The 21,418-nt window shown below is 71.4% G+C and carries 16 protein-coding genes; 8 read left to right on the top strand and 8 right to left on the bottom strand.

The genetic code is table 11. The features are described from left to right. Positions 1–75: 75 nt before the first annotated feature. Positions 76–2,418, bottom strand: coding sequence for an ATP-binding protein (locus tag ACIA8D_RS07155; RefSeq protein WP_399229512.1), 2,343 nt, complete (start codon positions 2,416–2,418; stop codon positions 76–78). A 109-nt stretch (positions 2,419–2,527) separates the two neighbouring features. Next, on the bottom strand, positions 2,528–2,836 hold the full coding sequence (locus ACIA8D_RS07150; protein WP_399229509.1) for a hypothetical protein: 309 nt from the start codon (positions 2,834–2,836) through the stop codon (positions 2,528–2,530). 249 nt (positions 2,837–3,085) lie between these two features. Here ACIA8D_RS07150 and ACIA8D_RS07145 point away from each other — a divergent pair, with 249 nt between their 5' ends. Further along, positions 3,086–3,448 (top strand): SsgA family sporulation/cell division regulator, encoded by a 363-nt coding sequence (locus ACIA8D_RS07145; RefSeq protein WP_399229508.1) that lies wholly within the window; start codon positions 3,086–3,088, stop codon positions 3,446–3,448. Positions 3,449–3,455: 7 nt separating this feature from the next. On the opposite strand, the gene ACIA8D_RS07140 is transcribed toward ACIA8D_RS07145, so the two are convergent. Then, positions 3,456–4,232: an IclR family transcriptional regulator gene (locus ACIA8D_RS07140; RefSeq protein ID WP_399229506.1), complete on the bottom strand. Its 777-nt coding sequence runs from the start codon at positions 4,230–4,232 to the stop codon at positions 3,456–3,458. A gap of 262 nt (positions 4,233–4,494) precedes the next feature. On the opposite strand from ACIA8D_RS07140, the gene ACIA8D_RS07135 reads away from it, so the two are divergent. The 3 genes from ACIA8D_RS07135 (at position 4,495) to ACIA8D_RS07125 (ending at position 7,700) form a co-directional block, all read left to right on the top strand. Continuing rightward, positions 4,495–6,135: an OPT/YSL family transporter gene (locus ACIA8D_RS07135; RefSeq protein WP_399229504.1), complete on the top strand. Its 1,641-nt coding sequence runs from the start codon at positions 4,495–4,497 to the stop codon at positions 6,133–6,135. 76 nt (positions 6,136–6,211) lie between these two features. Continuing rightward, positions 6,212–7,276 carry a DUF917 family protein gene (locus ACIA8D_RS07130; protein WP_399229502.1) on the top strand — a complete coding sequence of 355 codons (1,065 nt, stop codon included), beginning with the start codon at positions 6,212–6,214 and terminating at the stop codon, positions 7,274–7,276. 28 nt (positions 7,277–7,304) lie between these two features. Beyond that, positions 7,305–7,700 carry a hypothetical protein gene (locus ACIA8D_RS07125; RefSeq protein WP_399229500.1) on the top strand — a complete coding sequence of 132 codons (396 nt, stop codon included), beginning with the start codon at positions 7,305–7,307 and terminating at the stop codon, positions 7,698–7,700. Here the strand turns inward: ACIA8D_RS07125 and ACIA8D_RS07120 are convergent. The 5 genes from ACIA8D_RS07120 to ACIA8D_RS07100 form a co-directional block, all read right to left on the bottom strand. After that, entirely contained in the window at positions 7,670–9,640 is a 1,971-nt protein-coding gene (locus ACIA8D_RS07120; RefSeq protein WP_399229497.1) for a DUF2264 domain-containing protein, read from the bottom strand. The two genes, ACIA8D_RS07125 and ACIA8D_RS07120, sit on opposite strands and share 31 nt — an antisense overlap. A gap of 48 nt (positions 9,641–9,688) precedes the next feature. Then, entirely contained in the window at positions 9,689–12,085 is a 2,397-nt protein-coding gene (locus ACIA8D_RS07115) for a polysaccharide lyase 8 family protein (RefSeq protein ID WP_399229496.1), read from the bottom strand. A 21-nt stretch (positions 12,086–12,106) separates the two neighbouring features. Then, positions 12,107–13,483 carry a M60 family metallopeptidase gene (locus tag ACIA8D_RS07110; RefSeq protein ID WP_399229494.1) on the bottom strand — a complete coding sequence of 459 codons (1,377 nt, stop codon included), beginning with the start codon at positions 13,481–13,483 and terminating at the stop codon, positions 12,107–12,109. A 243-nt stretch (positions 13,484–13,726) separates the two neighbouring features. Further along, positions 13,727–14,854: a LacI family DNA-binding transcriptional regulator gene (locus tag ACIA8D_RS07105; RefSeq protein ID WP_399229492.1), complete on the bottom strand. Its 1,128-nt coding sequence runs from the start codon at positions 14,852–14,854 to the stop codon at positions 13,727–13,729. Positions 14,855–14,934: 80 nt separating this feature from the next. Continuing rightward, positions 14,935–15,921: a hydroxyacid dehydrogenase gene (locus tag ACIA8D_RS07100; protein ID WP_399229681.1), complete on the bottom strand. Its 987-nt coding sequence runs from the start codon at positions 15,919–15,921 to the stop codon at positions 14,935–14,937. A gap of 347 nt (positions 15,922–16,268) precedes the next feature. Here ACIA8D_RS07100 and ACIA8D_RS07095 point away from each other — a divergent pair, with 347 nt between their 5' ends. The 4 genes from ACIA8D_RS07095 (at position 16,269) to ACIA8D_RS07080 (ending at position 21,383) form a co-directional block, all read left to right on the top strand. Next, entirely contained in the window at positions 16,269–17,225 is a 957-nt protein-coding gene (locus ACIA8D_RS07095) for an ABC transporter permease (protein WP_399229489.1), read from the top strand. 94 nt (positions 17,226–17,319) lie between these two features. After that, complete coding sequence (locus ACIA8D_RS07090; RefSeq protein ID WP_399229680.1) at positions 17,320–18,180, top strand: carbohydrate ABC transporter permease; 861 nt, start codon at positions 17,320–17,322, stop codon at positions 18,178–18,180. Positions 18,181–18,255: 75 nt separating this feature from the next. Beyond that, complete coding sequence (locus ACIA8D_RS07085; protein WP_399229487.1) at positions 18,256–19,941, top strand: hypothetical protein; 1,686 nt, start codon at positions 18,256–18,258, stop codon at positions 19,939–19,941. Beyond that, complete coding sequence (locus tag ACIA8D_RS07080; protein ID WP_399229486.1) at positions 19,938–21,383, top strand: M1 family metallopeptidase; 1,446 nt, start codon at positions 19,938–19,940, stop codon at positions 21,381–21,383. The genes ACIA8D_RS07085 and ACIA8D_RS07080 overlap by 4 nt, the downstream gene beginning before the upstream one ends. The last annotated feature ends 35 nt before the right edge of the window (positions 21,384–21,418 follow it).

Here is a 21,418-nt window from a genome sequence, read left to right as displayed (position 1 = left end):
CATCTATCTGCTGACCGTGGGCAACTGTCAAGGCACGGGGTCGGGTTGGGGTGGATCAGTACGCGAGGGTGGGCGTCACTCCCCGGTCCCCGCCGTCGCGAGCTTCACCGCGATGCGGTTGCGGGAGCTGATGCCGAGTTTGGAGAGGATGCGTTCCATGTGGGCGTCGACGGTGCGGCGGGAGATGAAGAGGCGCTCGGCGATCTCCCGGTTCGACAGGCCGTCCGCCGCCATGCGTGCCACCTCGTGTTCGCGGCGGGTCAGCGACTCTCCGGAACCCGCCCTGCGCTGCCCCGGCAACTCGGCCGGCTCCACGCTGAGTTCGTTCGCGCCGGTGAGCGCCGCCGCGAACAGTGCCTCGCGCGGCGCGGTGGCGCCCAGCTGCCACAGGTGCTCGTAGACATCGCCACCCAGCCCTGAGCGCGTCGCCTCCGCCGCCATCCGGTGGTTCTCCACGGAGACCGGCGCGCCGCTCAGCAGCTCGCCGCCGGTCGACTGCCACAGCGCGTCCGAGCCGCCGAACAGCCAGGCGGCCCGCCGGTGCCGGCCGTCCCGGGCCGCGGCCCACGCCATGATCTCCACCGCGTAGCCGCAGCCGATCACGTCGCCGAGCGCCGCCTTGAGTGGAAGCGCCTCCTTGAGGGCCGCCTCGCTCGCCCCCGGGTCCCCCTTCGAGTAGTGGCTGAGCCCCACGATGGTGTGCACGAAACCGCGCAGCCAGCACTCCTTCGAGCCGGCGCCGAGCCGGGCCAGCCCCTGGCCGCTGCGCTCCAGGGCGAGGTCGTCCTGCCCCGAGAGGTGGTACTGGTATCCGGCCTGGACGTCCAGGCAGACAAGGCCGATGAGGTCGCCGAGCGCCGCGAGCCGTTCATGGGCGGCCACCGCGGCCCGCTCGGCGCGCTCGAAGTCGCAGGCGAACGTGTACGCGCAGTGCAGGTACAGCCAGCCGCGGGCGCGGATCAGGGACTCGCCGAGCCGGTCGGCGATCTCGATGCCCTCCTTGATCTCCGGCACGGCACCGACCGGATCACCCTGGAACGTCCTGATGTACCCGCCGATGACCAGCGCCCACGCCCGCTCCGGAGTCGCCCCGGGAAACGCCGCCGCGGCCTTCTGCTGCCAGTACCGCCCCTCCGTGAGGAGCCCCGTGATCTGCCAGTACCCCCACAGCGCCCCGGCGAGCCCGGCACCCTTCTGCTCCCGGTCGCCGCGCCCGAGCGCGTACTCCAACGCCAGCCGGATGTCCGGGTGTTCGCGGCGCAGCGCCTGGACGCGCGGCAGCTGGTCGTCGTCGATGAAGTGCCGGTCGAACTCGTCCGCCGCCTGGACGTAGCGGGCCAGATGCCGGTCGCGTGCCGCGGTCCCCTCGCCCGATGCGGCCAGCTTCTCCGCCCCGTACTCGCGCAGAGTGTCGAGCATCCGGTAGCGGGTGGTGCCGTCGACGCCGGTGTCTGGCCCGAACTCGTCCACCCGCTGCACCACCGACTTGTCGACGAGGTCGATGAGCACCTCCAGCACCTCGTCCGAGCCCAACTCGCCGAATCCGCACACCGCTTCGGCGGCCGAGAGGTCGAAGACGTCACCGAAGACGGAGAGCCGTGCCCACAGCCGCTGCTCGCGGGCGTCGCACAGGTCGTGGCTCCAGTCGATGGTCGTCCGCAGCGTCTGGTGGCGCGGCAGCGAGGTGCGGCGGCCGCCGGTCAGGAGGCGGAAGCGGTCCTCCAGACGGTCGATGAGCTGGTTCAACGGCACGGCGCGCAGTCGGACGGTGGCCAGTTCGATGGCGAGCGGCATGCCGTCCAGGCGCCGGCACAGCCGCACCACGGCGTCCCTGCTGGCGTCGGTCACCTCGAACCCGGGGACGACGGCCGCGGCCCGCTGCTCGAACAGCGACACCGCCTCGCCGCCCGCGTCCGACACGCCCAGCGGCGACAACGGGAAGGTGTGCTCACCCGGCACGTCCAGGGGTTGCCGACTAGTGGCCAGGACGCGTACGCCGTCGGTCTCGCGGAGCAGTACGTCTACGAGCTCGGCGCAGGCGTCCACCAGGTGCTCGCAGGTGTCCAGGACGATGAGCGCGGGCGTCTCTCGCAAGTGGTCGAGCACCACGTCTAGTTGAGGCCGCCCCGACTGCTCGGGAAGGTCGAGGCAGGCGGCGAGGGTGTGCGGCAGCAGTCCGGGGTCGCGCAGCGCGGACAGCTCCACCAGGCACACCGGCGCCTCGGCCCCGGTGGTGCGGCCCGCGAGCGCGCGCAGCGCGAGCCGGGTCTTGCCGACACCACCCGGCCCCACCACCGTGACGCAGCGCTGCTTGTCCAACGCCGCTGCCAACTGGGTCAATTCAGGGGCCCGGCCGATGAAGCCGGTGAGTTCACGGGGGAGTTCGCCGGGACGGCGCCGCACGATGCCGAACGTCATGCAGCGGATTGTCGCGCGCGTGCGCGGGCTGTGCGGTGGGATGCGCGAAGGTCCATACGAACAGGTGACGCGCGGCGTAGGATCCGCTGCCGTGGTCAGACCTGTGTGCTCACCGCCGGGCGTCCAGGTGCTCCGCGACCGCGTCATGGCACACGTCCTCGGGGTCGACCTGAACGGCCGAGAGCGTGGCGTCTCCGCTCTCCTTGTCCTCTTGCTCGCGCACGGCCATCCACTTGTCGAGCTTCGCGATGCGGGCGTCGCAATCGGCGTGCGCGGACTGCCTCTCGGGCCGCGGCTCGGTCTGTCGCTCCCGAGTCGGGGAGGCGTTCAGTGCGGCGGTGGCGGCGAGCCCGCCGAGGCACAGCACCGCCCACGCGGCGATCAATGAACGGCGGTTCACCGGGATCGGCTTCGGCACCCCGGCATCATACGAGCCCGTTGGTGCTGGCGTGCGAACGGTCGAACAGGTTGCGTGGGATTGATGGTCATCGATGACTATGCCAACGGCACTTCTGACTCCGTATCTAAGTTAGTTCGAGCGTCGTTCTACGGCTCGTCGCGCGGCGCGTCCACGGGGAAGGGAATGATCAGGGTGGGTCCTGACAGGGGTAGTGAACGGCAGCTCGAAGCGACCGTACGTGGGCTCGCGGGCGAGGCGGACGGTGGCGTGCGTGATCCGTGCGACGTCAGGCTCCGCTACAGCGAGGACGACCCCCTGGTCGTCGAGGTGACCGTGTCGCGGCGCGGCCGCCGGGTCGAACACTGGCTGTTCTCCCGGGACTTGCTGTCGGAAGGCCTGTCCGGCCAGGCGGGTGTCGGCGACGTGACCGTGTGCCCCGTCGTCGACCCCGACGGTCCGCCCGGAGTGCTGCTGCGGGCCCGCGATACGGGGCGTGGGCTCCGTGTCCGCATCGGCCACCAGTCGCTGCTGGTCTATTTGGCGCGCAGTCACGCCCTGATCCCGTTCGGCAGCGAAGTGCGTCCCGGCTGGATCGACAAGGTGATCGAGGGCCTGCTCGCGCCGCGGTGACGGTGGGTCAGCTCTCGTCGGCGTCGAAGCGCAGCCAGTACGGGTCGCCGATGCGCTTGCCGACGCGGGCGGCCGCCGCCCGTACCGCCGTGCCGAAGCGTTCGGTCGTCCCGTCGCGCAGTTCAGGGGCCGGCAGGGCGATGCCGATGCCGAAGACCTGCCCCGTGTCGGTGTCGAGCACGGCGGCCGAGATGCCACCCACGTTCGACACCCACTCGCCCCGCGAGACGTCCCAGCCGTCGGCGCGGATCCGGGCCAGCACGGCGACCAGCTCCTCGCGGGTCCGCGGGGCCGTCCCGGTCGCCTGCTCGAGGCGGGCGTCGACGAGCCGCGTGACCTGTGCGTCGTCCAGGCGGGCCAGGAGCGCCCGACCCATCGAAGTGGCGTACGCGGGCGCCCGGGTGCCCGCCGGTGTGTATGCCTGGAGGGCGCCGGCCGTACCGATGCGCATGTGCAGCACCAGCGACTCGGCTCCGTCGAGCACGTCCACGTACCCGGTGTAGCCGGTGTCGGTGACGAGGCGGGCGGCCTCCTCCTCCAGCAGGGACACGGTGCCGCGCGAGGCCCGGAAGTGGTACGAGGCCTCCATGATCAGGCCGCCGGGGCGGTAGGCGCGGGTCAGCGGGTCGCGGTCGAGGAAGCCGTACTCGGCCATCATGCTCAGCGTCCGTGACACCGAGCTCTTGGGCAGGCCGAGCTCGGCCGCGACGTCGGTCACGGTGACATCGCGCTGCAAGTGCGCCATCAGGCGCAGCACGTCCCGTGCGTTGGCGAGTGTGCTCACCGGTTCCTGTGCCTCCCCCGATCGGTTTCCGGGTCCGATCGTATGTGTTCGTGCGGTGTCACCAGCACCGCCCCTTCGCAGGCCGCGCACGGCTCACATCGTGAGAACTCCTCAATGGGGCTTGACGGCGCGCCGGACAGCTATGAATGATCCAGGTCCAGATATTCGGATCTGGTTCCAGATTATAGAACTCGGCAGTTCGCGACCAGGCAGATCCAGACCTCGCCAGGTCGCCGACCGGCGCCGACCCTCAGGAGCACGCATGAGCACCAACGCCGACACCGCGCGGCCGCCCACGGCCGCCGCCGGGGGCACGAACGACGTGGGCGGCGCCCCGCGTCGCCATCCCCGCGCGCTCGCTCCCGGCAATCTGGTCCTGACCGTGGTGCTCAGCGTGTTCGGCGCGATCGTGGGCGTACAGCTGCTCGCCACCCTCGGCGTCACCCCGAGCACCTCGCTGATCGGCGCGCTGGCCGCGATGACGCTCGCCCGCGTCCCGCTCGTCGCCTTCCGCGGCTTCCGTTCGGTGCACGCCCAGAACCTGGCGCAGACGAGCATCTCCTCGGCCACCTTCGGCGCGGCCAACAGCCTGTTCCTGCCGATCGGCATCCCGTTCCTGTTCGGCCTGGACAACATGATCGTGCCGATGCTCATCGGCGTCTCCGTGGCGATGCTGGTCGACGCCTGGCTGCTGTACCGGATGTACGACACCCCGGCCTTCCCCGCGAGCAATCCGTGGGCCCCGGGACTCGCCGCCGCCGAGGCCATCAAGGCGGGCGACGAGGGCGGCCGGCGGGCAGGGGTGCTCGGGCTCGGCCTGGTCACGGGAGTCGCGGGCGCCGCGTTGGCGCTGCCGATGTCCGCGTTCGGTGTCGCCCTGATCGGCGGGCTCGCCTCGATGGCCGCGTTCGGCGCGGGCCTGCTGAGCATCAGCTACGCCGAGCCGCTGCTCGGCCTCGACCTGAACGCCATGTACCTGCCGCACGGCATGATGATCGGCGCCGGTCTGGTCGCCCTGGTCCAGGTCGGCCGCACGGTCCTCAAGGCACGCAAGGCGACCGCCCCGGCCACCGGCACCCCTGCCGACGACGGCGCCCGGCGCCTCGGCAAGTCCCTGCGCCTGGGCTTCGGCGCCTACCTCGCCATCTCGGTCCTGCTCTCACTCGGCACCGGCATCGTCACGCACATGAGCGTCGGCATGCTGATCGCCTTCGTCCTCTACGCCACCGTGGCCGCGTTCCTGCACGAACTGCTCGTCGGCATCGCCTCCATGCACTCCGGCTGGTTCCCCGCCTTCGCAATCGCCCTGATCACGCTGCTGATCGGCATCCTCGTCGGCTTCCCGCCCGAGGCCCTCGTCGTCCTCTCCGGATTCACCGCGGCCACCGGACCGGCCTTCGCCGACATGGGCTACGACCTGAAGGCGGGCTTCCTGCTGCGCGGCGAGGGCGCCGACCCGGCCTTCGAACTGGAGGGCCGCCGCCAGCAGCTGATCGCCGCGATGGTCGGCTTCGGCATCGCGATCGTCGTCGTGGCCGTCTCGTACCAGATGTTCTTCGCCAAGGGGCAGACCGCGCCGATCGACGCCGCGTACGTCGCCGCCATCAAGGCAGGACCGTCGGTGGAGACGGCCAAGCAGCTGGCCTTGTGGGCGATCCCGGGCGCGATCATCCAGCTCATCGGCGGTTCGAGGCGCCAGCTCGGGATCATGCTCGCCACCGGGCTGCTGATCACGACGCCCATGGCCGGCTGGATGGTCGCCGCGGGCCTCGCCGTCCGCGTCCTCGCGCCCCGCTTCCTGGGCCCCAAGGCCAAGGAGAACCTCGAGATCTTCGCCGGCGGAGCGATCGCGGGCGACGCGCTCTATTCGTTCGGCAACGGCGTGTGGACGGCGACGAAGTAACCCTCCGCGCAGCCACACCCCCGCCACTCGGACACCCCGCACCACCTGTACATCGAGAACGACCCAGGAGCCCCCTGTGAAGCGACAGTTGACGCACGACGACCTCAAGGCAGCCGTCTACGGAGGAGCCGTGCTCGGCGGCGGAGGCGGCGGATTCGTCGCACGGGGCCTGCGCACCGCCGAACTGGCCCTCCAGGTGGGCACGCCCGAACTGTGGAGCGCCGACGAGTTCGCCGACGACGCGCTGACCGCCACCGTCGCCCTGGTCGGTGCCCCCGCCGCGCCCGACCCGCAGGTGCTGCCCACCCACCTGCTGCGCGCCCTCGAACTGCTGCGCCGCGACCTCCCGCGCCCGCTCGCCGCGATCCACACCAACGAGAACGGCGCCGAGACCACCATCAACGGCTGGTTCCACTCCGCGATGACCGGCCTGCCCGTCATCGACCTGGCCTGCAACGGCCGCGCCCACCCCTCCAGTCAGATGGGCGCGATGGGCCTGCACGCACGGGACGGCTACCGCTCCTACCAGGGCTACGCGGGCGGCAAGCCGCACACCTACGTCGAGGGCGCCGTCACCGGCACCCTCGACGCCACCTCCAACGTGGTCCGCCGCGCCTCGATCGAGGCGGGCGGCTGGGTGGGCGTGGCCCGCAACCCGGTCGAGGTCGCCTACGCGAGGCGGCACGGCGCCCCCGGCGCCATCGGCTCTGCCATCGAGCTCGGCCGCCGCTTCCTGGCGGAAGGGCCGGCGGGCGCGGCCGCCCACCTCGGCGGCGAGATCGCGGTGACCGGCACCGTCCGCGAGTACCGCTGCGCACAGCGGGAGGGTCTGGACATCGGCGTCGCGGTCCTGGACGACGCGGTGGGCACGGAGCTGCACTTCGTCAACGAGTACATGACCTTTGAGTCCGGCGGCGAGCGCAAGGCCGCGTTCCCCGACCTGATCACGACGTTCGACGCGGCCGGTCAGCCACTCGCCTCCGCCGACGTCGAGGTCGGGAAAGAGATCTCCGTCCTGGTGGCCCCGGCGGCGAACCTGCTGCTCTCGTCCACGATGCACACGCCCGAGCTGTACGCGCCGATCGAGGACCTCCTCGGCTTCCCGTTCGCTCCCGCGGCCAAGGTCCTCGCCGAGGCCTGAGCGGGCACGCGCCGCGTATCGTCGGGCCATGGACACCGCCACCGCCACCGCCACCGCCGCCGCACCCCGCGTCCTCGTCATCGGGTTCGACCCGCGTCGGGTGCCGGGGCCCTGGGATCCCGAGCCGGTGGTCGCGCGCATCGAGGCGGGGCTCGCCAAGTTCGCCGAACACGGCGTGGCGGTGGAGACCTGTCTGTTCGGCCTCGACGGAAGCGATGACGTCGAGGCCGTCGTCGGCAGCGCGCTGCGGGCCCACCCGTGGGAGTGCGTCACCATCGGTGGCGGGCTGCGGCACTCGGACGATCAGGCCGAACTCCTCGAACTGGTCGTCAACTTGGTCCGACGGTACGCGCCCGCCGCGGCCATCGCGTTCAACGACGCCCCGGACACCACCTACGAGGCGGCCGCCCGCTGGATCGAGTGAGGTGACACGTTCACCACCTCGCCGTCGGGGAACGTGACCGCGACCGTGCCCGCCGTGTCGACCGTGCACTCGATCGCCTCCCGCAGCGCCCGCGGGTGCACCGCGTCGCGGGTGAGGGCGACCAGAGTGACGTGGACGGTGGTGCCGCCGGGGTGGGGCAGTGAGCGCAGGAACGGGGTCGCCGAGTGGGGACCGAAGGCGTTCGCCGCCACCTCGCGGGCGACCCCGGCCTCCGTGTCCCAGCCGTGCAGGGCCACCACCGCGCTCGTCAGTCCCGAATCGGTGCGCGCCAACGACCAGCCCGGGCCCTGTTCGGCATGCGGCCGTGCGGTGTCGGCGACCGCGTGCCCGCCCTCGCGGACCGTGCTGCCCGCGGGGGCCCGCACCCGGTGCACCCGCAGCTCCCAGGGGCCGTGCAGCACACTCGTCGACTCGATCGGGAACTCGCTCTCGCTTTCCGGGAGGTGCACGTGGTGGAGCGATGAAGCCCGGCGGTTTTCGCAGGTGAGGGGGTGGACGCGGAGGCGGCGCGACGGGGTGCCGTCCGGGGCGAGCAGCGCGATGTGGTTGTCGATCGTGCGGGACCAGGCGTGCGGGGCGGACTCGGGTGCCGTCGCCGTGGAGTAGGCGAGCTTGGCGTAGTGCGGGTCGTCGTCGGCGGGGCCGTCGAGCGGATTGTGGTCGCTGCCGTGGTTGACGAGGCGGACGATGCCGTCGTGCGGAGTGCCGTGCAGCAGCCAGCCCGGTGCGGGCAGCACCGTGTACTGGGTCTCCCGCTCCACGGGCAGGGGGAGTTCGCGGTCGGTCCACACCGGATGCTCCGCCGGCAGGAGGAGCCCCAGGAAACCCTTGCTCGACCAGTACGGTGAGGCCGGGCCCGAGTACGGCTGGGTGGTCGGCAGGTGCGTGCCGTACCAGCCCAGGGGCTGGAGCCCCCGCTCGTCCGGCACGCCGCGCTCGGCGAAGTGCCGTGCGGTGCCCGAGGCCAGACGGCGTGTCAGGCCCGGCGCGAGCGGCGTGCAGTCGGCCAGCGCGCCCAGCCAGACGGGCGCCGTCGCCGCCATCCGGTACGTCAGGGAACGCCCCTGGTGCACGGGCGCGCCGTCGGCGCCGAAGAACTGCGGGTACGTCTCCAGGAACAGGGAGAGCCGCTCCCGGTAGACCTTCGCGCGCCCGCTGTCGTCCTCGCCACCGCCGTTGCCGTCCATGCCCGCGATCCGCGCCCACAGCAGCGGGTACAGGTGCAGCGCCCAGCCGACGTAATAGTCGAAATTGCGGCCGTCGCCGTCGCTGTACCAGCCGTCGCCGATGTACCAGTCCTCGATCCGGTCGAGCCCGCCGTCGATGTCGCTCTGGCTGTACGGGGCGCCGACCGAGGCCAGGAACTGCTCGGCCACCACCTGGAAGAGGCGCCAGTTGTTGTCCCAGGTGCGGGCGCCCACGAAGCCCGAGAGCCAGTCCACCACCCGTTCCTGGACCCGGCCGTCGAGCCGGTCCCAGATCCAGGGGCGGGTCTCGTGCAGGCCGATCGCGATCGAGGCGGCCTCGACCATCTGCTGGGAGCAGTCGGTGAGTTCCGGCCAGGCCTCCGCGTGGTCACGGTCCGTGCCCGTTGTCAGACCCTGCGTATACCTTTCGATCAGGTGGGAAACGGCAGGGGCCTCGGTCCCGTTGCCGGTCCCCGCCGTGTCCTTGCCCGCGCCCGCGATCCGGAAAGAGGCCAGCAGAAATGTCCGAGCGAACCCTTCGAGCCCGTCCAGCACCACCCCCGACCAACTGCCACGACCGGGCAGCCGGTACTGCGCGAACCCCGGCGTCGCGTAGGGCAGCAGCGCCGCCAACTGCTGGTCGGCGAGGGCCTCCCAGTGGGCCCGGGTCCATCCCGTCAGCGGGGAGCGGACGCGGTCGGTCGGCGGCAGGGAGAGGTACGGGGCGGGCATGGTGGCTCGACGGCTCCTCGGTGGGGACGGGCGGGACAAAGGGCTGCGCTATACGAGGTCGACGGTGTGCGTATGGCCGCGCGAGCCCGCGACGCGCACCGTGACCACCGGGCGGCGGCCCGGCGTGACCGAGACCGTGTCGTCTGCGCGGACCACGCGGCGTACGGGGAAGGGGAGTTCGACGGACAGGGTGGTCCCGGTGCGGCCGGGGTCGGACACGGCGACGCTGATGCCGTCGTCCCGGCGGCGGACGAGGACGGTGCCCGGGCCGTCGGCGCGCAGTCCTTCGACGGATCCCGCCGCCCAGAAGTGCGCGGCGCGCAGCCCGAGCCGGGGCGACTCGACGGCCTGGACGGTCGCGGTGTTCGTGAGGACGCGCACCGGGGTGGAGCGGGACCACGCGGCGGTGGCGGCGGCCGTCGCGCCCGGCAGCAGGACGTAGGCGTAGGAAGCGGATTCGGGGGAGGGGCCGTGATCGAACCAGAGGGTGGCGTAGCGCCGGGTGACCGGGGTGGTGGAACCGCCGGTGTCCGCACCGGTGTTGAGGGAGCGCCACGTCCCGGTGCGTTCCTCGCGCAGCACGCGCAGCGGACCACCGGCCGGGAAGACGTAGCCTCCCGTGCCTTCCAGGTGTGCCCAGTGCGCGTCGGTGAGCCGCGCCGACCAGCCCTGCTCGCCGGGCTGCGGCCGGTCGTCGACGGTGAGCCGTGGGGCGCCGTCGGCGTGCAGGTTCCGGTTCTCCACGACTGTCTCGATCGTGCGGCCGTCGCTCGCCGTGATGCCGGCGCCCAGGGCGACGACCGCGTTGTCGAGGAGGAACCACGCCTTCTTGGCGCGCAGCGTCGACCCGTCGGCGATCAGTTCCATCGCCGCCGCCCCGTACCGGGAGTCGAGCACCGCGCCGCCCGCGACCGCGTTCTTCGGCCGGAAGGTGCCGGTTCCGGCGCCTGTGCCCAGGTCGGCGCGCTCGCGCGTGTCCACGGTGGTTCCCGGCAGCCGGTACGGGTTCACCGTCGGCCAGAAGTCGTCACCGAAGGCGTCGAGGTCGTCGCCGTCGTACAGGTACGTCATGCCGTCGCCCGTGTACCAGCCGTGCAGATTCTCGCCGTTGCCCGCCTCGTACGCCGCGATGCGCTTGGAGGACAGGGACAGGGCGCACGACCAGCCGGGCCGCCGGTGCACCACCCGGTCCATGTCGGCGAACGCGTAGTGGCCGGTGAGCCGCTCCGCGGGGCGCACCGCCGTATCCGCCAGCAGGGCCTTCGCGCGGGTCAGGGCGGGGAGGCCGACGAGCCGCAGGTACGGGGTGTCCTTGTTGCGCAGGATCCATCCCTTGACGGTCGAGCGCCAGCCGGCGGCGTACGACTGCGGGGCGCCGTCCGCGAGTTGGAGGACGAACGAGGCGGTGGCCGCGCCGTCGGTGTGGTCGCGGGCCCGTTCGCGCGAGACGGCGCGGCCGCGCAGCGCGTCCATCATCACGCCGTCGAGGAGCACGGGCACGAAGGAGCGCTCGACCGCCTCGTACAGCACCTTCACCGCAGGGTCGGTGACGGACCACTGCGAGTCGGCGAGCAGTGCGATCAGCTGTCCCGCGCTGCCGAGCAGGACGCCTCCGTAGGTGCCGGTGTAGGCGACCGAGGAGTGCTGGACGAACGAGCCGTCCTCGTAGAAGCCGTCGCCCGAGGTGACGTACTGGAACAGGCTGTTCTTGCCGCTGTCCCGGACGTCCGAGAGGCCGTCGCGGGCCAGCGCGACGACGTCCGGGTCGCCGGCGAGCAGGCCGCGCAGGGCGACGATGACGGCCTTGTCCGCGCGGTTGGCGCCCGTCTCCGCCAGTGTGGGCGAGTTCGTGCGCCGGTCGGCGTTCGGGACGAACTTGGCGACCGTCTTGAGGTAAGCGGACAGATCGGCGGCGGGGAGGTGCGCGCGCAGCAGGACACAGGTGTCGAGGAGCGCGCGCGGTGCGCCGATCTCCCAGAACCACCAGTTGCCGGATTCGGCGCGCGCGTCGTTGTAGCCGGTGGTGCGCAGGAAGCGCAGCGCGTCGAGGAGGGCGTCGCGCACCGTGCCGTCGTCGGTGAGGGAGGTGCCGGGGGTCGCCCAGGCCGTGGCGAGGGTGCGCAGCCGGGTGTAGCTCTGGCCGAACATGCCCGGATCGGAGGCCGGGGCCAGATCGGACCACAGGGCCGTGCGGCCGGCGGAGCGGTCGAGTGCCTGCCACCAGCCGGCGGCCTGCTGGTCGAGGGCGGCCAGCGCGGCGGCGACATCGGGGTCGTCCGGGTCGACCTCGCCTCCGGTGAGCTGCCCGGCCGCCCGCGCGAGCAGCGGCTCGTAGGGGTCGTCCTCGGCCGCGGCGGCGATCCCGGAGCCGGGGCCGAGGGGAAGTGTCGTCGCCGCTGCGCCCGCGCCCATGAGGGCCAGGGTGCGGCGTCTGCTCAGCTGCATGATCGGTGTTCGCCCTTCGGTTCAGTCGGTCAGCGTGGCGGGGTCGACGGACGGCTTCGGCAACTCGAGCGCGGCGAGTTCCGCGCGCCCCTGCGCGTCGATGGGGAGGGCCCAGGTGGTGACGAAGAAGTCGGTGAGGTCGCGCTCCGCGATCCGGCTCGCGTAGGTGGCGAGGGCGCGGTAGCGCCCGGCCGAGTCCGAGGAGGCCGACTGCGGGTTCTCCTCGCGCACCAGCCGGTGCAGCCGCGGCCAGAACGAGTCGCCGAACGCCAGCTCCAACTGTCGCAGCGGAACCAGCTTCTCGTATGCCCCGAAGGACTTCTCGTACGTGAGCCCGTCCGCGCCGAACTTGGCGCGGGCCGACTGGAAGGGGCTCAGCCCCGTCGCCGGATCGACGGTCAGCAGGTTGGAGGGCTGCCCCAGGGCCCGCTGCACGGCCAGGGAGTAGATGTTCACGGTGACCTCGGTCATCGCGGCGGGCTTGTACGCGAACTGCTGATGCAGATGGCCGAGTTCGTGGTACAGACCCCAGCCGCGGGTGCGCAGCCCCTGCGCCGTCGTCGCCCGGTCGAGGTAGGCGCGCGGGAAGCCGTTGTAGCCGTGCGTGGCGTACGCGCCGACACCGGAGGGCACCACCGACACCTCGGTGAAGTGGTAGCCGCCCGCCTTGGGCCGGTGCACGGGCTTGGAGCCGTTCAGCCCACTGACCGCCGACTCGGCGTCGATGATCTGCTCCAGGAGACGCAGCAGCTCCGCGTGGCTCTCGTCCCGGTAGAGGAGGGCGCCTTCGCGGGTGAGTGTCACGATCGAGCGCGGGCCGTGCAGTTCCACGACCGGTACCTCGGTCATGGTGTCCAACTGGCTCTGGAATTCGTCCTCTTCGGTGCTGCCGAGCGTGAACACCGGCATGGGCACGCTGCCGCTCTTGAACGCGACCGTGGCCCGCTCGCCGTTGCCCTCCAGAGAGAAGTAGACGGGGCCGCCGTGCGGGTCGGTGACCGTGTTGGCGCCCGGCTTCAGCGGGTAGCGCCGGGGCGCGGTCAGGGTGGCGTAGTAGTCCCACCGGCCGATCCATACGGTGGGCAGTGCGTCGTCGTGCGGCTGCACGTCCACGCGCAGCGGGGCGTCGGCCGCGACGTAGCGGCCCGTCGGCTGGAACTCGGAGGCGCGCAGGGCCTGCCCGAGGCGGAGCCGCTCGGCCTCGGCGGACGGACGGGCCGTCAGCCGCACCGTCGCGGCGGTGGCGGCCTGCGCGGCGCCGGCCCCGAGAGTGAGCGCGAGGCCTGTGGCGGCTCCGGCACCGGCCAGCGCGGTGAGCACCGTGCGCCGCCCGGGGCCGGGGCGTGTGTCGGGACGGCCGGCGGCGGCGAGGTCGTGGGACGTGTCGGCAGGGCGCATGCAGGGACTCCCCAGGAGACGAAGGACGTCGGAAGGACGAGCGGGACGTGGTGCGTGCGAACTGGGCGACAGCATGTAAGCGTTTGCTGCGTCGGGGCAAGGTGCCGGCGCGATTTTCTGCTCGTTACTACACCAAGTGGCCGCGAAGCGAGCAGTTTCGAGCAGCGGGGCGCGCTGCTGCGGGGTCGTGACCGGTGCGGGCCCGGCCCCTCGCGGACTGCCTCGGCTCGGCCTCCGGCCGCCTCAGCCCTGCTTCCGACCGCCGCGGCCCGGCGGCGCCGCCGGGGGTGCCACGGAGTCGCGGACCACGATGTGGGTGCCCAGGCGCAGTGCGCCGGTCGTGGGCGCGCGCCAGTCGTCCTCGTCCCCGCCGTTCAGGGCGACGCGCACGGCCTGGCGGCCCATCTCCTCCAGCGGGATGCGGACCGTCGTCAGGCGAGGCCGCAGCTCCTGGGCGACCGGGATGTCGTCGTAGCCGACCAGCGACACGTCCTGCGGCACCCGGAGACCGGCCTCCTCAAGGGCCTGCGCGGCCCCGGCGGCGACGATGTCGTTGGCGGCGAACACGGCGGTGAACTCGGGCCCGTCCCGCAGCAGTTCCGACATGCGCCGGTAGCCGAAGGACCGGCCGAAGGCGCCTGGCTGCTCCAGCTCGGGGACGCGCTCGATGCCGCGCAGTTCCAGCGCGCGCCGGTGTCCGGCGAGCCGGTCGCGCGCCGTCGACAGGGCGGGCGGGCCGCCCAGATAGAGGATCCGCCGGTGTCCCCGGGTGATCAGGTGGTCGGTGATGGCGAAGGCGCCGCCCTCGTTGTCGTACTCCACGTCGACCGTGGGCACGTCCGCGCCGAGCGAGGGGCGCCCGCACAGCACCAGCTTGGCGCCGTCCGCCGCCAACTCGTGTGCCCTGCGCGAGAGTTCCGCGCGGTACTCGGGGTCGTCGACGCTCCCGCCGACCAGCACCACCGCGTCCGCGCGCCGCTCGTGCATCAGCTCGATGAAGGCCAGCTCGCGCTGCGGGTCGCCCTGCGTGCAGCACACCAGGCACAGCCGGTCGCCCGCGGTCGCCTCGCGTTCGACGCCGCGCGCGATGTACGCGTAGAACGGGTCGATCAGCTCGCTCACGATGATGCCGACCGTGCGCCCCGAACTGCCGGCGAGGGCGCGGGCGTGGGCGTTGGCCACGTAGCCGAGCTCGCGTGCCGCGGCCTCGACGCGCTCGCGGGTGGCGGCGGCGACCGGGTAGTTGCGGTTCATGACGCGGGAGACGGTGGCGGTGGAGACACCGGCGTGCCTGGCGACGTCGACCACCGTCGCGCGGCGCTGCTCGCGGTGACCGGGGCCGCCCGCCGCCGTCGATCGTTGCCGGGCCATCCGGCCCACCCCCTGGTGATCCTGCCGTGCCGTTCCTGCTCCGCCCGCCCCAGAGCTTATGCCGTGCGGGGTGGGCCCGGTCACGCGATGTGCTCCAAGTCGTCGAGGCGGACCGGGTGGTGGAGCGCGGCGCCGTGCGCGTACCGGGTGAGCTCGTCGACGGCGAGTGCGCCGAGCCGGCCCACCTCGTTGCCCTGGGCACCGGCCAGGTGCGGTGTGATGAGGACGTTGGGCAGGTCCCACAGCGGGTGGTCGGCGGGCAGCGGTTCCGGGTCAGTCACGTCGAGCACTGCGTCGATCCGGCCACTGGCCAGGTGCGCGACCAGGGCCTCGGTGTCCACGAGGGGTCCGCGTGCCGTGTTCACCAGCAGGGTGCCCGGCCGCAGCAGGTCAAGGCGGCGGGCGTCGAGCAGCTGCCGGGTCTCCTCGGTGTCGGGCGCGTGCAGGGTGACCACGTCGCTCGTGGCGAGCAGGGTGTCCAGGTCGGTGCGGGCGACGCCGAGCAGGGAGGCCTCGGTGTCCTCGATGTACGGGTCGTACAGGAGGACCTCGACGTCGAGCGCGCGCAGCAGCCGCACCACGCGGCGGCCGACGTGGGAGGCGCCGACGACCCCGACGGTCAGGCCGCGGGTGCCGATCCAGTGGTGCCGGTCCAGATCGGCGTCGGTGCGATGGGTGCGCCGTGCGCGGAAGAGATGGGCGAGCGGGAGGGCCCGCTTGACGCCCATGATGATCGCCGCGAGGGTGAACTCGGCGACCGGCACGGCATTGGCGGCGGCGGCCGACGACACGGCGATCCCGCGTTCGTAGGCCTCCCGCCCCAGGAAGGGCTTGACGGTGCCGGCCGCGTGGATCACCGCGCGCAGCCGCGGCGCGCCGTCGAGCGCGGCGGTGTCGATGGGTGGGCAGCCCCAGCCGGTGAGCAGCACCTCGCACTCGGCGAGCGCGGCGCGCGCCTGCGGGCTGGTGAACTCGCGCAGGACGTGCGGCGGCCGGATGTCGGCGGTGTCCTCGAGCCGGACGCGCACGGCGGGTGGGAAGACGTCGTCGACGACCGAGGAGTGCATCGCCAGAACCGTACGGGGCCGCCGTGGGGGCGGTGTGGCGCCGGTGGCCGAGGTCTCGGCCCCGGTCGACACCTGGTCAGTGGTACGCACCCTGCCTCCGGACAGTAAACGTGTTCTATCAGGTGACCGAACGCTAAGGACGCCTCCGGGCGATCGTCAACCCAAAGTCCGGCGCGGATCTGCGAGTTGGCAGGTCAAGCCGTGCAAATCCCGTTCAGGAGGTGCGTATTGAAGAAGAGCGTCCGAGCAGGGCTCGCCCGAATCTATTGACGACAGGGTTAAACGCTTACTAACTTGCCGCCGCAGTAACGCAGTTCTTGCGTCGCCCGGCCGAACAGGACCGTTCCATGACTGCTTCCGCGCCACCAGCCGTACCCCGCACCATCCGCAGAACCCTGTGGCAGCGCGTCAAGCGCGACAAGGTGATGCTGCTGCTCTGCCTGCCCGGCTTCCTCTACTTCGTGGTGTTCCACTACGTGCCGCTGCTCGGCTACATGGTGGCCTTCCAGGACTACCAGCCCTATCTGGGCTACATGCACAGCGCCTGGACCGGCTTCGCCAACTTCGCGAGCGCCTTCGCCGACCCCGACTTCTGGTCGGCGACCGCGAACACGCTGGAGATCGCCCTCGTCCAACTGGTCCTGTTCTTCCCCGTGCCGATCGGGCTCGCGCTGCTGCTCAGCAGCATCGTCAGCGACAAGCTGCGGCGCTTCGTGCAGAGCGTCGTCTATCTGCCGCACTTCATCGGCTGGGTCATCATCGTCTCGATCTTCCAGCAGATCCTCGGTGGCGCGGGCGTGGTCCCCGACCTGCTCGAAGCGGTCGGTCTGCCGCACTACGACATGATGACCGACCCGAACGCGTTCCCCTGGCTGCTCGCCTTGCAGATCATGTGGAAGGACGCCGGCTGGGGCACCATCATCATCCTCGCCGCGCTGCTCAACATCGACCGCGGCCTGTACGAAGCGGCCGCCATGGACGGCGCCGCACGTTGGCGGCGTTTCTGGCACGTCACGCTGCCGGGCCTTTCCCCGGTGCTCGTCCTGTTGCTGATCCTCAACCTCGGCAACATCCTCACCGTCGGCTTCGAGCAGATCCTGCTCCAGCGCGACGCCGTCGGCCCCGGAGCCGGCGAGGTGCTCGACACCTACGTCTACTTCCACGGCATCAAGGACAACCAGTGGGGCACCGCGGCCGCCGTCGGCCTGGTGAAGGCGGTCATCGGCACGGCCCTGGTGATCGGCGCCAACAAGTTCGCCCACCGGCTCGGACACGAAGGGGTGTACAGAGGTGCTGACCGCTGAGACGACCGCCGTGCGGACACGCCGCAAGGCCGCACCCGCCGCGCAGAGCGCCGGGGACGGCGAACTCCGTCCGTCGGGCGCCCGCCCGCCGTGGATGGAACGGCCCACGCGGGCCGGACTCTTCCTCAAGGGCATCGCCCTGGTCGCCGTCGTGGCCCTCGTCGCGTACCCGCTGCTCGGCGTGATCGGGACGAGCTTCGCCTCGCAGAACGACATCATCCACGCCAACGGCCTGGTCCTGTGGCCCGACCACCCCAACCTCGACGCCTACCGCACGGCCTTCACCGGCGGCCGGGTCACCCGCGCCCTGTTCGTGAGCATCGCGGTCACCGTCGCCGGCACCGTCTGCAGCCTGCTCGCGACCATCGGCATGGCGTACGGCCTGTCGCGGCGCGGCATCGTCGGCGGCCGCTTCCTGCTGATGACGGCCCTGTTCACGATGCTCTTCAACGCGGGTGTCATCCCCAACTTCCTACTGGTCAAGGAGCTCGGCCTCTACAACACCTTCGCCGCCCTGGTCCTGCCGACCATGGTCAGCGCCTTCAACCTCGTGGTGATGCGGGCGTTCTTCATGAACCTGCCGGAGGAGCTGTACGACGCCGCGAAGGTCGACGGCGCGGGCGACTTCCGCACCCTCATACAGGTCGTGCTGCCGCTGTCGAAGGCCGTCATCGCCGTCGTCGGACTCTTCTACGCGGTCGCCTACTGGAACGCGTACTTCAACGCCCTGCTCTACCTCGGCGACAACGACAAATGGCCGCTGCCCATGGTGCTGCGCACCTTCATCCTCCAGGGCCAGAACCTCGACACCGCCGCGGCAGGCGAGGCGATAGCCCCGCAGCAGGCCGTGCAGATGGCCGTGCTCGTGATCGCGGTCGTGCCGATCCTGCTCGTCTACCCGTTCCTCCAGCGCTACTTCACCAAGGGCGTCCTCACCGGCGCCGTCAAGGGCTGAGACGCCCCAGGGCCCCCGCACACCGGCCGCCACCCCCCGACTTCCGTGTGTCCCTTCACGTTGAGGAGACTTCGCATGCCCGGCACCACGACCATGAACCGCCGCACCATGCTTCGCTGGGGTGTGGGCGCCGGGCTCGGCGTCGCCGCCGCGCCCCTGCTCGCCGCCTGCGGCGACGGTGGCACGGCCGCCAAGGCGGAGGCCAAGAGCGCCAAGCTGCTGCCGGCGACCGCTATCCGCAATATCGGCATCGAGGCCGACCTGCCCGGCACCACCGCGGGCGTGCCCGCCGCGTTCCTCAAGTACCCCACCGAGATGGCCCGAGCCACCAAGGGCACCCTGCTCAAGGGCGCCAAGAAGATCACCGCGGTCGTCGAGACCTTCGCGCCGCTGCCTCCGGAGCGCGGCAAGAACGCCGCGTGGCGGAAGATCGAGAAGCTGCTGGGCGCCAAGGTCGACTTCACGGCCGTGCCGGCCGACGACTACCCGGCGAAATTCTCCACCATGGTCGCCGGTGACCAGCTCCCCGACATCTTCATGTACCCGGAGACCGGCGGCGTCGACAACAAGGCGGCCTTCCTCGCCTCCACCTGCGCGGACCTCACCCCGTACCTCGCCGGGGACAAGGTCAAGAAGTACCCCAACCTGGCGGCGATCCCCGAGTACGCCTGGAAGGAGGCCATCTTCGGCGGCAAGCTGTACGGCATCCCGATCGCCCGGTCCGGCAGCGGCGGCGCCGGGTTCTACCGGGCGGACCTGTTCAAGCAGGCGGGCGTGGCGAGCCTCGACGAGATTGACACCTTGGAGCGGCTCGTCGAGCTGGCCAAGGAGCTGACCGACACCAGGAAGAAGCAGTACTTCTTCACGGGCGGCAGCATGAATCTGCTCGCCCAGTCGGCCGGCGCCCAGTACTTCTGGACGCGCGACACCAAGACCGGCCAGTGGACGTACCAGTTGGAGGACGAGGCCTACCGGCACGCCGTCGAGACCGCCGCCAAGCTCTACAAGGCGGGCTGCTTCTACCCCGGCACCGTACAGATGTCGGGCGCCCAGAAGGCCCAGTACACCGACCTGTTCAAGAACGGCAAGGCCGCGTACGTGTACGACGGCATGCCCTCCTACCTCACCACCGGCACCGGGTACGTCGACGCGATGAGCGCCATCGACAAGTCCTTCGACGTCCGCCCGATGGTGCCGGTCGGCAAGGACGCGGTCGCCTGGAGCGACAACCCCGCCCTGGAGAACTGCCACATCACCAAGGCGGGCCGGAGCCGGATCGAGGAGATCCTGCGCCTCGCCGACTTCGCCGCCTCACCCTTCGGCTCGCTCGAGTACACCCTCATGAACTACGGCGTCGAGGGCACCGATTACAAGCGCGACAAGCACGGCACCCCCGTCCTCACCAAGCAGGGCACGCAGGACGTCACCGTGCCCTGGACCAAGCTGGCCTCGGCCGCTCCCGCGTTCTTCAGCGCCACGCACCCGGAGGCTGCCCGCTACGCCCACGACGCGTACACGAAGATCATTCCGATGATGGTGGAGGACCCCACCCTCGGCTACACCTCGCCCACCTGGGACTCCAAGGGCCTCGGCAGCCTCTACACCATCCACCTCGACGGGGTGAAGGACCTCGTCACCGGCCGCAAGCCGCTCTCGTCGTACGACGCCCTGGTCAAGAAGTGGCGCAACGCGGGCGGCGACACGTGCCGCGCCGAGTTCAAGCAGGCCGCCGAGCAGGGCGGGAAGAAGGGGGCCAAGTGACCACCAGCAGACGGACGTTCCTCACCGCCGCGACCGGCGCGGCGGTCGCCGTCCCCCTGTTCGGCGCCCCGGCAGACGCCGCCGGCTTCGACCCCCGACCCGGCTCCGACGGCGTCGGCGACCCGCTGTTCCCGACCCTCGGAAACGGCGGCTACCAGGTCGACCACTACGACCTGACCTTCGACTTCACCCCCGGCACCTACGACTTCACGGCCGCGGTCACCCTGCACGCCCGGGCCACCCACGACCTGTCCGCCTTCAACCTCGATACCGACGGACACACCATCGACTCCGTCACGGTCGAAGGCCGGCAGGCGCACACCGCCCTCTCCCTGGGCCAGTCCGGCCAGGAGCTGACCGTCACCCCGCGGACCCCGCTTCACAAGTGCGCCCCGTTCACGACCACCGTCCGCTACCACGGCAACGGCAAGGCGCCACGCGCCGGGCTCACCGGCTGGCGCTTCGGGGCGGACGGCGGATTCGCCTCGGCCGTGCAGTCCTCGCGCGCGGACACATTCCTGCCGTGCAACGACACCCCGTCCGACAAGGCCACCTGGTCCTTCCACATCTCCGCGCCCGAGGGGTACGTCGCGGCGGCCAACGGCGAGTTGACCGGGAAGGACCGTCGCGGTGACGGCTCCACCGTGTGGCACTTCGCGCTGCGCGAGCGGATGCCCACCGAGCTCCTCGGCATCGCGGTCGTCAAGGGCGCGTATCTGTACGGCAGTTCACACACCGGGCTGCCGCTGCGACACATCGTCCCGGAGGGCCGCGAGGACTTCTACGCGTCGATCGTCGCCCGCACCCCGGACCATCTCGCTTGGTTGGAGGCGAAGTTCGGTCCGTACCCGTTCTCCGTCTACGGCGTCCACATCTACGACGGGTACACCGACGCCCTGGAGAACACGACGCTCACCCTGATGGGCACCAACTGGTTCAAGAACGACGCGGCCGGCCACCCGACGTACGAGAACACCATGGTCCACGAGCTGACCCACCAGTGGTTCGGTGACAGTGTCACCCCACACGACTGGCAGCAGGCCTGGCTCAACGAAGGGCCCGCGGTGTACTACGCCGCCCTCTACAGCGAGGAGCGCGGCTGGTCGCGGATGGCCGACAAGATGCAGGCCACGTACGAGAAGCTGGACGCGATCCGCGCGAGCGACGGCCCTCCGGGCCTGCCCAAGGCGCTCGGCGGTACCAACATCTACGACGGCGGCGCGCTCGTCCTCTACGCGCTCCGACTCCAGGTGGGCCGGAAGAAGTTCGACCGGGTGATGAGGCTGTGGCCGCGGCGCTTCAAGGACCGGACCGTCACCAGTGAGGACTTCATCCGGCATGCGGTGGAGGTGACGGGGGAGCGGGGCGTCGATTCGTTCCTCCGGGAGTGGTTGTTCGGGGCGAAGAATCCGCCGATGCCGAAGCCTTCGTCGGATGGCTGACCCGCGGGGCCGTTGGTGGCCGCTCAGGCGCCGTC

The organism is Streptomyces sp. NPDC051684 (assembly GCF_044453445.1).
In the GTDB taxonomy this organism is placed as follows: Bacteria; Actinomycetota; Actinomycetes; order Streptomycetales; family Streptomycetaceae; genus Streptomyces.
Note: the sequence above shows the minus strand (reverse complement) of the source record. Positions and strands in the feature narration are given on the sequence as shown.

Bases quoted from the DNA above. Each gene is read 5' to 3' on its own strand.
- ACIA8D_RS07090 (WP_399229680.1), top strand. From the start codon at position 17,320: ATGGAACGGCCCACGCGGGCCGGACTCTTCCTCAAGGGCATCGCCCTG.
- ACIA8D_RS07120 (WP_399229497.1), bottom strand. From the start codon at position 9,640: ATGCCCGCCCCGTACCTCTCCCTGCCGCCGACCGACCGCGTCCGCTCC.
- ACIA8D_RS07095 (WP_399229489.1), top strand. From the start codon at position 16,269: ATGACTGCTTCCGCGCCACCAGCCGTACCCCGCACCATCCGCAGAACC.
- ACIA8D_RS07085 (WP_399229487.1), top strand. From the start codon at position 18,256: ATGCCCGGCACCACGACCATGAACCGCCGCACCATGCTTCGCTGGGGT.
- ACIA8D_RS07125 (WP_399229500.1), top strand. From the start codon at position 7,305: ATGGACACCGCCACCGCCACCGCCACCGCCGCCGCACCCCGCGTCCTC.
- ACIA8D_RS07105 (WP_399229492.1), bottom strand. From the start codon at position 14,854: ATGGCCCGGCAACGATCGACGGCGGCGGGCGGCCCCGGTCACCGCGAG.
- ACIA8D_RS07110 (WP_399229494.1), bottom strand. From the start codon at position 13,483: ATGCGCCCTGCCGACACGTCCCACGACCTCGCCGCCGCCGGCCGTCCC.
- ACIA8D_RS07100 (WP_399229681.1), bottom strand. From the start codon at position 15,921: ATGCACTCCTCGGTCGTCGACGACGTCTTCCCACCCGCCGTGCGCGTC.
- ACIA8D_RS07135 (WP_399229504.1), top strand. From the start codon at position 4,495: ATGAGCACCAACGCCGACACCGCGCGGCCGCCCACGGCCGCCGCCGGG.
- ACIA8D_RS07115 (WP_399229496.1), bottom strand. From the start codon at position 12,085: ATGCAGCTGAGCAGACGCCGCACCCTGGCCCTCATGGGCGCGGGCGCA.
- ACIA8D_RS07155 (WP_399229512.1), bottom strand. From the start codon at position 2,418: ATGACGTTCGGCATCGTGCGGCGCCGTCCCGGCGAACTCCCCCGTGAA.